The organism is Streptomyces sp. DSM 118878 (assembly GCF_052936595.1).
On the sequence record NZ_CP193622.1, the window covers coordinates 2913652 to 2927372 of the forward strand.

10 protein-coding genes are annotated in these 13721 nt (G+C 72.6%); 8 read left to right on the forward strand and 2 right to left on the reverse strand.

The window, feature by feature from the left end; translation table 11 throughout:
• Position 1: 1 nt before the first annotated feature.
• From ACRAKF_RS12775 to ACRAKF_RS12790, 4 genes are all read left to right on the forward strand, one after another.
• Positions 2–1222, forward strand: a complete 1221-nt coding sequence (locus ACRAKF_RS12775) for an energy-coupling factor transporter transmembrane component T (protein ID WP_447037141.1) — start codon at positions 2–4, stop codon at positions 1220–1222.
• Positions 1219–2907, forward strand: a complete 1689-nt coding sequence (locus tag ACRAKF_RS12780; protein WP_447037142.1) for an ABC transporter ATP-binding protein — start codon at positions 1219–1221, stop codon at positions 2905–2907. The genes ACRAKF_RS12775 and ACRAKF_RS12780 overlap by 4 nt, the downstream gene beginning before the upstream one ends.
• Positions 2904–3743 carry an ECF transporter S component gene (locus ACRAKF_RS12785; RefSeq protein WP_447037143.1) on the forward strand — a complete coding sequence of 280 codons (840 nt, stop codon included), beginning with the start codon at positions 2904–2906 and terminating at the stop codon, positions 3741–3743. Before ACRAKF_RS12780 ends, ACRAKF_RS12785 begins: the two co-directional genes overlap by 4 nt.
• Positions 3744–4050: 307 nt before the next feature.
• Positions 4051–4503, forward strand: coding sequence for an aggregation-promoting factor C-terminal-like domain-containing protein (locus ACRAKF_RS12790; RefSeq protein WP_447037144.1), 453 nt, complete (start codon positions 4051–4053; stop codon positions 4501–4503).
• An 80-nt stretch (positions 4504–4583) separates the two neighbouring features.
• Here ACRAKF_RS12790 and ACRAKF_RS12795 read toward each other — a convergent pair whose 3' ends face one another.
• Entirely contained in the window at positions 4584–5753 is a 1170-nt protein-coding gene (locus ACRAKF_RS12795) for a steroid 3-ketoacyl-CoA thiolase (RefSeq protein ID WP_447037145.1), read from the reverse strand.
• Between the two features lie 271 nt (positions 5754–6024).
• Here ACRAKF_RS12795 and ACRAKF_RS12800 point away from each other — a divergent pair, with 271 nt between their 5' ends.
• Together ACRAKF_RS12800 and ACRAKF_RS12805 are read left to right on the forward strand one after the other, a co-directional pair.
• Positions 6025–7269, forward strand: a complete 1245-nt coding sequence (locus ACRAKF_RS12800; RefSeq protein ID WP_447037146.1) for a cytochrome P450 — start codon at positions 6025–6027, stop codon at positions 7267–7269.
• Between the two features lie 121 nt (positions 7270–7390).
• Complete coding sequence (locus ACRAKF_RS12805; RefSeq protein WP_447041953.1) at positions 7391–9016, forward strand: hypothetical protein; 1626 nt, start codon at positions 7391–7393, stop codon at positions 9014–9016.
• Here ACRAKF_RS12805 and ACRAKF_RS12810 read toward each other — a convergent pair.
• Complete coding sequence (locus ACRAKF_RS12810) at positions 8967–11009, reverse strand: bifunctional glycosyltransferase 87/phosphatase PAP2 family protein (RefSeq protein ID WP_447037147.1); 2043 nt, start codon at positions 11007–11009, stop codon at positions 8967–8969. The two genes, ACRAKF_RS12805 and ACRAKF_RS12810, sit on opposite strands and share 50 nt — an antisense overlap.
• Positions 11010–11403: 394 nt before the next feature.
• Between ACRAKF_RS12810 and proP the strand changes: the two genes are divergently transcribed.
• Positions 11404–12906, forward strand: coding sequence for a glycine betaine/L-proline transporter ProP (gene proP / locus ACRAKF_RS12815; RefSeq protein ID WP_447041954.1), 1503 nt, complete (start codon positions 11404–11406; stop codon positions 12904–12906).
• Between the two features lie 125 nt (positions 12907–13031).
• Positions 13032–13700 carry an O-methyltransferase gene (locus ACRAKF_RS12820; protein WP_447037148.1) on the forward strand — a complete coding sequence of 223 codons (669 nt, stop codon included), beginning with the start codon at positions 13032–13034 and terminating at the stop codon, positions 13698–13700.
• The last annotated feature ends 21 nt before the right edge of the window (positions 13701–13721 follow it).

The following is a 13721-nucleotide window of genomic DNA, read 5'->3' on the forward strand; positions in this document are numbered from 1 at the left end:
CATGACGCACCACGGCAGCAGCGCGCCCGGCCGCCTCGGGCGCCGCCTCGCCCCCACGGCGCACCGGAGCAACGCGCTGCACCCGGGCGCCTGGTGGCTGTGGGCCCTCGGCCTCGGCACCGCCGCGTCCCGTACGACCAATCCGCTCCTCATCGGCCTGCTGATCGGCGTCGCGGGTTACGTCGTGGCGGCGCGCAGGACGTCCGCGCCCTGGGCGAAGTCGTACGGCGCGTTCGTGAAGCTGGGCCTGGTCGTGATCGGCATCCGCCTGGTCTTCGCGATCGTGCTCGGCTCGCCGATCCCCGGCACGCACACCGTCGTGACGCTCCCCGAGGTCCCGCTGCCCGACTGGGCCAGGGGCGTGCGGATCGGCGGCCGGGTGACGGCGGAGGGCCTCCTCTTCGCGCTCTACGACGGAATCAGACTGGCGGGCCTGCTGATCTGCGTGGGCGCCGCCAACGCACTCGCCGGTCCGGCCCGGCTGCTCAAGTCGCTGCCGGGCGCGCTGTACGAGGTGGGGGTCGCCGTCGTCGTGGCGATGACCTTCGCGCCGAACCTCATCGCCGACGTGCGGCGGCTCCGGGCCGCGCGCCGCCTGCGCGGACGCCCCGACCGGGGGATGCGCGGGCTGCTCCAGGTCGGGCTTCCGGTGCTCGAAGGCGCCCTGGAGCGGTCAGTCGCGCTGGCTGCCGCGATGGACGCGCGGGGGTTCGGGCGCAGCGCCCCCGTCCCGCGCCGGGTGCGCGTGGCGACGGCCGTGCTGACCCTCGGCGGCCTGATGGGCGTGTGCGTGGGTACGTACGGACTGCTCACCGCGCAGGGCGCCTCCTACGGGCTGCCCGTCCTGGCCGGCGGTCTGCTCGCGGCCCTCGCGGGGCTGCGGCTCGGCGGCCGCCGCTCGGTGCGCACCCGCTACCGGCCCGACCGCTGGGGTGTGCGCGCCTGGCTGGTCGCCGGGTCCGGGATCACCGTCGCGGGCCTGACGATCTGGGCGGCCGCCTTCGACGCGGCGGCCCTGCACCCCGGCGTCGTACCCCTGACCGCCCCGACGCTGCCGCTGTGGCCCGCCGCTGCCGCCCTGGCCGGCCTCCTGCCGGGCTTCGTGGCGCCGGTCCCCACGGGCGAGCAGGCCCCCGCGCCGCCCCGCGGGAAGCCACCGGTCCAGCTCCGCAAGCCCGCGCCCGCCGGGCCGTCACCCACCCCTTCCGAGGAGACCTCATGATCCGCTTCGAGGACGTCTCCGTGACGTACGAGGGAGCAGCGGGACCCACGGTCCAGGGGGTCGACCTCGCCGTGCCCGAGGGGGAGCTCGTGCTGCTCGTCGGCCCGTCCGGGGTCGGCAAGTCGACACTGCTGGGCACGGTGAGCGGCCTGGTGCCGCACTTCACCGGCGGCACGCTGCGCGGCCGGGTGACCGTGGCGGGCCGCGACACCCGTACCCACAAGCCCCGTGAACTCGCCGACGTCGTCGGCACCGTCGGCCAGGACCCCCTCGCGCACTTCGTGACGGACACGGTCGAGGACGAGCTGGCGTACGGCATGGAGTCGCTCGGCCTCGCCCCCGACGTGATGCGCAGGCGGGTCGAGGAGACCCTGGACCTCCTCGGCCTCGCCGACCTGCGCGACCGGCCCATCGCCACGCTCTCCGGCGGCCAGCGGCAGCGGGTCGCGATCGGCTCGGTCCTCACCCCTCACCCCCGGGTCCTCGTCCTCGACGAGCCGACCTCCGCGCTCGACCCGGCCGCCGCCGAGGAGGTCCTCGCGGTGCTCCAGCGGCTCGTGCACGACCTCGGCACGACGGTGCTGATGGCCGAGCACCGCCTTGAGCGGGTCGTGCAGTACGCGGACCAGGTCCTGCTCCTCGCGGCGCCCGGCGAGCCGCCGGTGCTCGGCGACCCCGCCGAGCTGATGGCCCGCTCCCCCGTCCAGCCCCCGGTGGTCGCGCTCGGCCGCCTCGCCGGCTGGTCGCCGCTGCCGCTGACCGTGCGGGACGCGCGGCGCAGGGCGGGCGCGCTGCGGGACCGGCTCGCGGACGTGGCACCGCGCCAGGAGACGACGGCCGCCCAGCGGCCCGGACGCGGGAGCCGCCGACCGCTCTCGCGCCGCGGACGCGCCCCGGAGTCCACAGCCGCGGCACCCGCGGCCTCGGTGGCGGGCCTCGCCGTGCGGCGCGGCCGGGTCGAGGCGCTGCGCCGCGTCGACCTGACCGTCACGCCCGGCGAGACCGTCGCCCTCATGGGCCGCAACGGCGCGGGGAAGTCGACCCTGCTCTCCACCCTGGTCGGTCTGCTCGAACCCACGTCGGGCTCGGCCCGCGTCGGCGGCGCGGTCCCCCACCGCACCGCGCCGCGCGACCTGATCAAGCACGTCGGCCTCGTCCCCCAGGAACCTCGCGACCTCCTCTACGCGGACACCGTGGCCGCCGAGTGCGCCGCCGCCGACCGGGACGCGGACGCGGCGGCCGGGTCCTGCCGGGCCTTGGTGACCGAGCTGCTGCCCGGCATCGCGGACGACACGCACCCCCGTGACCTCTCCGAGGGCCAGCGTCTCGCGCTCGCCCTGGCGATCGTCCTGACCGCGCGCCCGCCCCTGCTCCTCCTCGACGAGCCGACCCGCGGCCTCGACTACGCGGCCAAGGCCCGCCTGGTCGTGATCCTGCGCGGGCTCGCGGCCGAGGACCACGCGATCGTCCTCGCCACGCACGACGTGGAACTGGCCGCGGAGATCGCCCACCGGGTGGTGATCCTCGCGGACGGCGAGGTCGTCGCCGACGGGCCGACCCCGCAGATCGTGGTCTCCTCGCCCTCCTTCGCACCGCAGGTGACCAAGATCCTCGCGCCGAGGGAGTGGCTGACGGTGACGCAGGTGCGCGAGGCGCTGGACGCGGCGGAGGGGACGGCGCCATGAGCAAGGCCCCGGGGCCGGGCCGGTCCCGACCCGCCCCCATCCGTCTCGGCCGCCGCTCGATCGCCGCGCTGGTGCTGGTCAGCGCGGTCGGGGTGGCCGCCTTCGGCTGGCCGCTCCTCGCGGACGGCGATTCGGGCCTCGCCGACCACGCGCAGGACGCGCCGTGGCTGTTCGCCGCGCTGCTGCCGCTGCTGCTCGCCGTGGTCGTGGCGACCATCGCGGACGTCGGCCTGGACGCCAAGGCCATCGCCATGCTGGGCGTACTGGCCGCCGCGGGCGCCGCGCTGCGGCCGCTGGGCGCGGGCACGGCGGGCATCGAGCCGATGTTCTTCCTGATGGTGCTGAGCGGGCGGGTGCTCGGGCCGGGCTTCGGGTTCGTGCTGGGGGCGGTGTCGATGTCCGCGTCGGCGCTGCTCACCGGCGGGGTGGGGCCGTGGCTGCCGTTCCAGATGCTGTCGATGGGCTGGGTCTGCATGGGCGCGGGCCTGCTGCCGGGCCCCGAAAGGCTGCGGGGCCGCCGCGAGCTGTGGCTGCTCACGGCGTACGGGGCGGTGTCGTCGATCGCGTACGGCACGGTGATGAACCTCCAGGGCTGGCCCTACCTCGGCGGCCTCGCCACCGGCGTCTCCTTCGTCCCCGGCGACCCCCTCGCGGACAACCTCGGCCGCTTCGTCGCGTACTGCCTGGCCACGTCCATGGGCTGGGACCTGCCCCGAGCCGTCGTCACGGCCCTGCTGAGCCTGACGCTCGGCCCCGCGGTGCTCAAGGCCCTGCGGCGGGCCACCCGGCGCGCGGCCTTCGAGGCGCCGGTCACCTTCGAGGCTCCCGAGCGGTAGGCGCACCTGCGCGGACCGTCACCTCGCAGCGGCGCGTCCGTGAGGCGGCCCACAGGTCCTTGGTCCTCTACGAGGCGGGGCCGTAGCCGCAGATTTTGACGCGACCACCTCAAAACCCGCCCCGACCTGCCGAGAGAGAGCCGGCTCACCCACGGCAGAACGTCCCCAATTCCGGCATCGACTAGTAAAGGGGGGCATTGCGACAGGTCCGCGCCCCTGTTTCCCTGAATGAGTCGCAAGGCGCCGACGCCGCCAGGGTTCTCCACGGCACGCGCCGCGACCCCCGTCCCCCACCGGAAGGTTTTCCGTGTCCGCCTCGCTCATCCGCCGCGTCGCTTCCCCGAAGAAGGCCCTCACCGGCGGCCTCGTCGCCGCCGCCGCGTCCGGCATGGTCTTCGCCGCGGCCCCCGCCCAGGCAGCCGCCCCGACCAGCGCGAAGGCTCCCGCCTCGACCAGCGCGAAGGCGCCCGCCTCCACGTCCGCCAAGGCGATCGCGAAGCAGAAGATCAAGGACCCCGCGCAGTTCGCGGCGTTCGACGAGATCGTGTCGCACGAGAGCGGCTGGAACCCCGGCGCGACGAACCCCTCGGGCGCGTACGGCCTGGTCCAGGCCCTGCCCGGCTCGAAGATGGCCTCGGCGGGCAAGGACTGGAAGACCAACCCCGAGACCCAGATCGAATGGGGCCTCAAGTACATGAACGACCGCTACGGCAGCCCGACTGGCGCATGGGCCCACTGGCAGGCGAACGGCTGGTACTGACCCGCCACCTCTGCACTGAGCCTTGGCGGAGCCGGTGATGGCGGGGCGCGAAGCCAGGGCGGCGGGGAGCCCCCCGGGCACTACAGCCGCTGCAAGATCGTCCCAGTGGCCACCGCACCCCCCGCACACATCGTGACCAGCGCGAACTCCTTGTCCCGCCGCTCAAGCTCATGTAATGCCGTGGTGATGAGCCGCGCCCCGGTCGCCCCCACGGGGTGCCCGAGGGCGATCGCGCCGCCGTTGACGTTCACCTTCTCCAGGTCCTGCCCGAAGACCTGCGCCCAGCTCAGCACCACCGAGGCGAACGCCTCGTTGACCTCCACGAGGTCGATGTCCTTCAGGGACATCCCCGCCTTGCCGAGCACCGCCCGCGTCGCGTCGACCGGCCCGTCGAGATGGAAGTGCGGATCGGCGCCGACCAGCGCCTGGGCGACGATCCGCGCCCGCGGCTTCAGCTTGAGCGCCCGAGCCATCCGCTTGGACGCCCACATGATGGCCGCCGCCCCGTCGGAGATCTGCGAGGAGTTGCCCGCCGTGTGCACGGCGGTCGGCATGACCGGCTTCAGACCGCCGAGGCCCTCCATCGTCGTGTCGCGCGGCCCCTCGTCCTGGTCGACGAGCCGCCACATGCCCTGCCCGGCAGCCTGCTCCTCCTCGGTGGTGGGCACCTGGACGGCGAACGTCTCGCGTTTGAAGCGTCCCTCCGACCACGCCGCGGCCGCCCGCTCCTGCGAGATGAGCCCGAGGGAGTCCACGTTCTCCCGGGTGAGCCCCCGCTTGCGGGCGATGCGCTCGGCGGCCTCGAACTGGTTGGGCAGGTCCACGTTCCACTCGTCGGGGAACGGCTTCCCGGGGCCGTGCTTGGACCCGGACCCCAGCGGCACCCGCGACATCGCCTCCACGCCACAGCTGATCCCGACGTCGATGACCCCGGCCGCGACCATGTTGGCGACCATGTGGCTGGCCTGCTGCGACGAGCCGCACTGGCAGTCCACCGTCGTCGCCGCCGTCTCGTAGGGAAGTCCCATGGTGAGCCAGGCCGTGCGCGTCGGGTTCATGGACTGCTCGCCGGCGTGCGTCACCGTGCCGCCGACGATCTGCTCGACGCAGTCCGCGTGGATGCCGGTGCGGCCGAGGACCTCGCGGTAGGTCTCCCCGAGCAGGTAGGCGGGGTGGAGGTTGGCGAGCGCTCCCGCGCGCTTGCCGATGGGGGTGCGTACGGCTTCGACGATGACAGGTTCCGCGGCCATGGGGCTGGTCCTCTCCGTCCACGTCCCGCGAGCCGTCCCGGCGGCTCGCGGGTGTAACCAGTAGTAACTAGTACGCGTTCTAGTTCTCCCAGCAGTCTGCTGAGCCCGACCCCGGCGCCGCAAGGGTCTTGCACGCCCCGGCACCGCCCGAGCCACCCCACGCCGCCCCCCACCGCCCCGCAAGGACCCCGTCGCGGCCCTTGCGACTTGTAGAACCCGTTATTACCTTGCGAGCACATCTCCTGATGACCCGTCAGACCTGGAGTTGCCGATGCCCTGTCCAGCGCTGCCCGACGGGTTCGACCTCACCGACCCCGACCTGCTCCAAGACCGCGTACCGCTCCCGGAGTTCGCGACCCTGCGACAGACGGAACCGGTGCGCTGGATCGTCCAGCCGCCCCGCATATCCGGCTTCGACGACGCGGGGTACTGGGCCGTCACCCGGCACGAGGACGTCAAGTACGTCTCCACGCACCCGGAGCTGTTCTCCTCCTACCTCAACACCGCGATCATCCGCTTCAACGAGTCGATCAGCCGCGACGCGATCGACGCCCAGCGAATGATCATGCTCAACATGGACCCGCCCGAGCACACCCGCGTACGGCAGATCGTGCAGCGCGGCTTCACGCCCCGCGCCATCCGCTCGCTGGAGGACGCGCTGCGCGCCCGCGCCGGCTCGATCGTCGCGGCGGCGCTCGACAACGCGGGCCCCGACGGCGGTTTCGACTTCGTCACCGATGTCGCCGTCGAACTGCCGCTCCAGGCCATCGCCGAGCTGATCGGCGTACCCCAGGGCGACCGCTCCAAGATCTTCGACTGGTCGAACAAGATGGCGGCCTACGACGACCCCGAGTACGCCGTCACGGCGGAGGTCGGGGCCGAGGCCGCGATGGAGATCGTCTCCTACGCCATGAACCTCGCCGTCGCCCGCAAGGAGTGCCCCGCCAAGGACATCGTCAGCCAGTTGGTGGCGGCGGAGGACGAGGGCAACCTCTCCTCCGACGAGTTCGGCTTCTTCGTGATCCTGCTCGCGGTCGCCGGCAACGAGACCACCCGCAACGCCATCACCCACGGCATGCACGCCCTCCTTACCCACCCGGACCAGTGGGAACTCTTCAAACGCGAGCGCCCCGCGACCACCGCGGAGGAGATCGTGCGCTGGGCGACCCCCGTGGTCTCCTTCCAGCGCACGGCGACGCAGGACACGGAGCTCGGCGGCGCGAAGATCAAGGCGGGCGACCGGGTCGGCATCTTCTACTCCTCCGCCAACAACGACCCCGAGGTCTTCGACGACCCCGGCACCTTCGACATCACCCGCGACCCCAACCCCCACCTCGGCTTCGGCGGCGGCGGCCCGCACTTCTGCCTCGGCAAGTCCCTGGCCGTCCTGGAGATCAACCTCATCTTCGACGCGGTGGCCGACGCCATGCCGGGACTCCACCTGACGGGCGACCCGCGCCGACTCCGCTCGGCGTGGCTGAACGGCGTGAAGGAGCTCCGGGTCAGCACCGGCTGACCGCCGTTTTCGGCCGTCCCCGTTTACGGAACCAACGTTTCCGTTGCGTGCCGCGTCCTGGGAGGTGAACCTTGCCTTTCAGGACGCCGACACGTCAGGATGCCGAACGGAAACGGTGGCCGTGGTCTCTGCCGACTTCTCGATCGCCCCGTCCGGCAGCGCGCCCGACGAGCGGGATTCCCCGCTCCGCGGGTTCTGCCGCAGACACCGCGTACCCCTGCTCGCCACCGCCCCCACCCTGCCCCTGTACGCGGTGTGGGCGGCGTTCCTCGCCACCGGCGGCGGTGACCTGGCGGCACAGGAGGCGTGGGCGCGGTTCGCCTCGGAGCACGGCGCGGCCGCGTACAACCTCTTCTGGTACGGCGGCATGCACACCGCCAACTACAGCCTCATCTCGCCCTATCTGATGGCCGCGGTGGGCGTGAAGACCGTGACCGTGCTCTCCGGGGTCGCGGGCGCCTGGCTGGTCGCCCTGCTCATCGAGCGCACCGGCCTCCACCGGCCCCTGTGGCCCGCGGTGCTCGCCTCGCTCGGCATCTGGTGCAACGTCGCCTCGGGCCGCACGACGTTCGCGCTCGGCCTGGCCTTCGGCCTCGCGGCCTGCCTCGCGCTCGTACGGGAGCGGCGCGCGGCCGTGGCCGCCGGGTGCGCGGCGCTCGCCACCATGGGCTCCCCCGTGGCGGGGCTCTTCCTCCTGGTGGCGGGCGCGGGCTACTTCTTCGTACGGGACTGGGTGCGCGCGGCGGCCCTGATCGTGCCGCCCTTCCTGGTCGTGGCGACCACCACGCTGCTCTTCCCGTTCAACGGGGAACAGCCGATGCCCTTCGACCGGATCTACCCGCCGGTCCTCTTCGGCCTGGCCCTGGTGGTGGCGGCGCCCCGCGAGTGGCGGGTGCTGCGCCGGGGCGCGGGGGTCTACGCGGCCGGGACCGTCCTCACGTACCTCATCCCGTCCCCCATCGGCACGAACGTCGAGCGCCTCGCGGAGCTGGTCGGCCCCGCGGCGCTGCTCGCCGCCCTGCTCGCGCCCGGACTCGTCCGGTCGCGGCGGATCATCCTCACGGCGGCCCTGGTCCTCTCCTCGGCCTGGGTGGTCCAGAAGACCTGCGACGACCTGGCCGTCTCCACGAAGGTGCCCGCCTGGGCGGCCGACACCCGGGGCGTGGTGCGCGAGCTGGAGCGGCTCGGCGCCGACCGGGTCCGCGTCGAGGTGGTCCCGGCCCGCAACCACCGCGAGGCCAGCGCGCTCGCCCCGTACGTGAACATGGCGCGCGGCTGGAACCGTCAGCTCGACATCGAACGCGGGCGCCTCTTCTACGACGGCACGTTCTCCGCGGCCACCTACCGCGCCTGGCTGGACCGGTGGGCCGTGGGGTATGTCGTGCTGCCCTCGGGCAAGCCGGACGGGCCCGCCGAGGACGAGGCGGCGCTGGTGGCCAGCGGCCCGAAGTGGCTGGAACCGGTGTGGCAGGACGCGCACTGGCAGATCCTCCGGGTGAAGGACCCGGTGCCGCTGGTCTCACGCCCCGCGTCCGTCGTCCGCACCACGGGCTCCGACATGGTCGTACGCGTCCCCGAGCGCGGTTCGGTGACGGTCCGCCTCGTGTACTCGCCGTGGCTGCGGGCGCAGGGCGCCTGCCTCCGGCGCCAGGGCGAGTTCACCCGCCTCTCGGTGCCGGAGCCAGGCACCTACCGGATCAGCTCGGGGTACGGCCCTTCGCCGAGTCGTCCCGCGACCTGCCGCTGACGGTCCTGCCGCGGCTCACCCGGGGCCCCGACACGAGGTAGGTCAGGCCGAAGCCCGCGCCGACCACGGCCGCGCCGCCCACCGCGTCGAGCACCCAGTGGTTGCCGGTCGCCACGATCGAGGAGGCCGTGAGGAGCGGATGCAGCGTGCCGAGGGCCTTCATCCACCACTTCGGCGCGAGGACCGCGATGACCAGCCCGCACCACAGGGACCAGCCGAAGTGCAGCGAGGGCATCGCCGCGTACTGGTTGGTGAGATCGGTCAGCGTGCCGTAGTTCGGCTTGGTGAAGTCCTGCACGCCGTGCACCGTGTCGATGAAGCCGAGGCCGGGCATCAGGCGCGGCGGGGCGAGCGGATAGGCCCAGAAGCCGACGAGGGCGAGGACCGTGGCGCAGCCGAGCGCGGAGCGCGCCCAGCGGTAGTCGGCGGGACGCCGCACGTACAGGACGGCGAGGACGCTCAGCGGCACCACGAAGTGGAACGACGTGTAGTAGAAGTTGAAGAACTCCTCCAGGCGGCCGCCCTTGGCCACCGCGTGGTTGACCCAGTGCTCGATGTCGATGCGCAGGAACCGCTCGACCGCGTGGATCTGCTCGCCGTGGCGCTCGGCCCTCGCCCGGCCGCCGGTGATGGTCCCGCCGGTCGCGGCGAGCCTGACCTGCTGGTACGCGGCGTAGCCGACGCGGATAAGGAGCAGTTCGAGGAGCAGGTTCGGGCGGGTCAGGACGCGCCGGCAGAACGGCACGAGCGGCACCCGGGACCAGCGGGCGGGCCCGGTCTCGGCGTAGTCGGCCGGGATGGGGCCGCGGTACTGGGGGTGGGCGCGGGACAGGAACGGCACGACCGTGGCGGCGGCGAGCGCCGCGATCAGCACGAGGTTGTCGCGGACCGGCTCGGTGACCGGCATGTTCGGCAGCATCATCTTGGCGGGCAGCGTCGACACGAGGATGACGGCCACCGGCCACATGTACCGGTCGGAGCGGCGCTTGCCGACCCGGCCGACCACCGCGAAGAGCACCCACAGGAGCTGGTGCTGCCAGGTCGTGGGCGACACGGCGACGACGACGCAGCCGGTGATCGCGACGGCGAGGAGGAGCTGCCCGTCCTCGGCGAAGCGCACCGCGCGGCGCAGCCCGAGGAAGGCGACGGCCGCGCCCAGGGCCAGGAACAGCGCGATCTCCACCGGGCCGGCGAGGCCGAGGCGGAGCAGCATGCCGTGCAGCGACTGGTTGGCCTTGGCGTCCGGGCTCGCGCCGAGGCCCGCTCCGGCGAGGTGGTGGATCCAGTACGTCCATGAGTCGCGCGGCATGGCGGCCCAGGTGAGCGCCGTGCAGGCGGCGAAGCCGGCACCGGCGGACACGGCGGCCTTCCTGCGCCCCGTGCACCAGAGCAGGGCGGCGAAGAGCAGCATGGTCGGCTGGAGCGCCGCGCCGACGCCGATCAGTACGCCGCTGGTCCGCTCGCCGCGCACGGCGAAGAGACCGAGGAGCACGAGCAGCACGGGGAGGATGCTGGTCTGGCCGAGGTGGAGGGCGTTGCGGACCGGCAGCGACAGGATGAGCAGGCTGATCGCCACGGGGGCGGCGAGCAGCGAGGTGCGCCGGGAGACCGGCCGCGGCAGGGCACGGGCGGCGATCAGACCGAGCGAGATCACCAGGCCGAGCGTGCCGAAGGTCCACATCCAGCCGAGCGCCTGCTCCCCGGAGCGGGCGAGCGGCTTGAGGACGAGGCCGGCGAAGGGGGTCCCGGTGAACCTGTCCGCGTCGTAGAAGGAGCCCTCCACGCGAAGGACGCCCGCCGGCCCGATCCAGGTCTCCAGATCGGTGAGCCGTTCACCTCTGGGGGTGCTCAGGACGGCGGTCACCTGCCGGACCGCCAGAACCGCCGCGATCAGCCAGAGGGCCGCACGGGCCGCTCCGATCCGCGCCCCGGGTCCGTCGGCCCGCCCGGCTCCCAGAGCATCGCCCGGTCCCCTGTGCTCAACGTCCACCACGCCGCGTCGGCCCTCCCACCCGGATTCGTCCTGGCTTCGGTGCTGTCTTCGGTGCTGTTCTCGGTGCTGCCGTCGGTCCTGTCGTCGGTCCTGTCTCCTGAGACGCGCGCAACCACCGGTTCGCCTGGCGGCCACCCCCCGCTTTCTATCTGCTTTTGGGGCACATTGCCCGACCAAAACACGAAGGACCATCGCTTACGCGACAGCTGGTGCTGTTGATCTCAAAGGGAATATCCGGGCCGGGTGGGAGTGGTTCCAGGCCGGGCCCGCGACATAGATCACAGAGGCAGCTTGTCCGCACTGCCGAAAGAAAGGCCGTTTGACCTGCATAGGAGCGGTTTTACCGCACTATGCGGCCAAGTGATCACCGTACGTGATGATGGCTTATGCACCTATGGTCGATTTCGGGCCGCCCCGGTTTCCGCGGGCGGCCTCACTCTTTGTCGTCGACCGAAAGCAGGCGAGCGAACCCTTGGTGAGCGCCACCTCCGTCGCCCTCCGGAAGCCCGAGCCCGCACCGGGGACCGTCCCCGGGCCCGCGGACCCCGCAGCCCCGGACGCCGCAGCAGGCGTCACCGTCACCGACCCCGCGATGGTCAAGCGCGCGGTGAAGGCGGCCGCCCTCGGCAACGCGATGGAGTGGTTCGACTTCGGCGTCTACAGCTACATCGCCGTGACCCTGGGCAAGGTCTTCTTCCCCTCGGGCAACCCGACGGCCCAGCTCCTGTCCACCTTCGGCGCCTTCGCCGCGGCCTTCTTGATCCGGCCGCTCGGCGGCATGGTCTTCGGCCCGCTCGGCGACCGCGTGGGCCGCCAGAAGGTGCTGGCGGTGACCATGATCATGATGGCCGCGGGCACGTTCGCGATCGGCCTGATCCCGTCGTACGCGACGATCGGCGTGGGCGCCCCGGTCCTGCTGCTCCTGGCCCGCCTGGTGCAGGGCTTCTCCACGGGCGGCGAGTACGCGGGCGCCGCGACCTTCATCGCGGAGTACGCCCCCGACAAGAAGCGGGGCTTCCTCGGCAGCTGGCTGGAGTTCGGCACGCTGGCGGGCTACATCGGCGGCGCCGGCCTCGTCACCCTGATGACCGCGCTCCTGTCCACCGACGACCTGCTCTCCTGGGGCTGGCGCATCCCGTTCCTGATCGCGGGCCCGATGGGCCTGATCGGCCTGTACCTGCGGATGCGGCTCGAGGAGACCCCGGCGTTCGCCGCGGAGATGGAGAAGGCCCACAAGGACGAGCAGAGCCGCGCGAAGCCCCGGCTGCGTGACATGGTCACCGGCCAGTGGAAGGCGCTGCTCCTGTGCATGGGCCTGGTCCTGGTCTTCAACGTCACGGACTACATGCTGCTCTCGTACATGCCCAGCTACCTCACCGGCGAGCTGGAGTACGACGAGACGCACGGCCTCCTCGTCATCCTCGCCGTCATGGCCCTGATGATGTGCGTCCAGCCGTTCATGGGCGCGCTCACGGACCGGGTGGGCCGCCGTCCGGTGATCGCCGCGGGCTGCGTGGGCTTCCTGGCCCTGTCGATCCCCGCACTCCTCCTGATCCGCAACGGCTCCCTCTGGGCCATCGGCCTCGGCCTCGGGTCCCTCGGCCTGCTCCTGGTCTGCTTCACGGCCTCGATGCCGTCCACGCTCCCTGCCCTCTTCCCGACGAAGGTCCGCTACGGCTCGCTCTCGATCGGCTTCAACATCTCCGTCTCGATCTTCGGCGGCACGACTCCGCTGGTGGTGACGGCGCTGATCGGCGCGACGGGCGACAAGATGATGCCCGCGTACTACATGATGGCGGCGGCGGTCGTGGGCGGCATCGCGGTCTGGTACATGACGGAATCGGCACGCAAGCCGCTGCCGGGCTCGCCCCCGGCGGTGGAGAGGGAGCCCTCCTGACGGCGCGGTCCTCCCGCCAGGGCAGCCCAGTCCCCCTGATGGGGCAGTCCCCCTGACAGGGCGCCCTGGCTCGACTAGCCTCGTTAGCGAAACTAACTAGACAGTCGAAGGGACCGAAGACCCACATGAGCCAGCCGCAGTGGAACGCCGTCGACGACTACTTCACGGACCTGCTCGCCCCCGCCGACGAGGCGCTCGCCGCCGCCCTCCGTGACAGCGACGCGGCCGGCCTGCCGCACATCAGCGTGGCACCGAACCAGGGCAAGCTGCTCCAGCTCCTCGTCCAGATCCAGGGCGCCACCCGCATCCTGGAGATCGGCACCCTCGGCGGCTACAGCACGATCTGGCTGGCCCGCGCCCTGCCCGCGGACGGCCGCCTCGTCACCCTGGAGTACCAGGCGCACCACGCCGACGTGGCCCGCGCCAACATCGCCCGCGCCGGACTCGACAAGGTCGTCGACATCCGCGTCGGCCCGGCCCTGGACTCCCTCGCCGGGCTCGGCGCCGAGGACACGGCTCCGTTCGACTTCGTCTTCATCGACGCCGACAAGGTCAACAACCCGCACTACGTCGAGTGGGCCCTGAAGCTCACCCGCCCCGGCAGCCTCATCGTCCTCGACAACGTCGTGCGCGGCGGCGCGGTCACCGACGCCACGAGCACCGACCCGAGCGTGCGCGGCACCCGCGGCGCGCTCGAACTCATGGCGCGGCACCCGAGGTTGAGCGCCACCGCCGTGCAGACGGTGGGCAGCAAGGGGTACGACGGCTTCGCGGTGGCCCGCGTACTGGCCTGAGAGCGCAGGCTCCGAGGAACG

What these genes read in the sequence shown, in the direction of transcription:
- proP (WP_447041954.1), top strand. Translation starts at nt 11,404, where the DNA reads ATGGTCGATTTCGGGCCGCCCCGGTTTCCGCGGGCGGCCTCACTCTTT.
- ACRAKF_RS12785 (WP_447037143.1), top strand. Translation starts at nt 2,904, where the DNA reads ATGAGCAAGGCCCCGGGGCCGGGCCGGTCCCGACCCGCCCCCATCCGT.
- ACRAKF_RS12775 (WP_447037141.1), top strand. Translation starts at nt 2, where the DNA reads ATGACGCACCACGGCAGCAGCGCGCCCGGCCGCCTCGGGCGCCGCCTC.
- ACRAKF_RS12780 (WP_447037142.1), top strand. Translation starts at nt 1,219, where the DNA reads ATGATCCGCTTCGAGGACGTCTCCGTGACGTACGAGGGAGCAGCGGGA.
- ACRAKF_RS12800 (WP_447037146.1), top strand. Translation starts at nt 6,025, where the DNA reads ATGCCCTGTCCAGCGCTGCCCGACGGGTTCGACCTCACCGACCCCGAC.
- ACRAKF_RS12795 (WP_447037145.1), bottom strand. Translation starts at nt 5,753, where the DNA reads ATGGCCGCGGAACCTGTCATCGTCGAAGCCGTACGCACCCCCATCGGC.
- ACRAKF_RS12820 (WP_447037148.1), top strand. Translation starts at nt 13,032, where the DNA reads ATGAGCCAGCCGCAGTGGAACGCCGTCGACGACTACTTCACGGACCTG.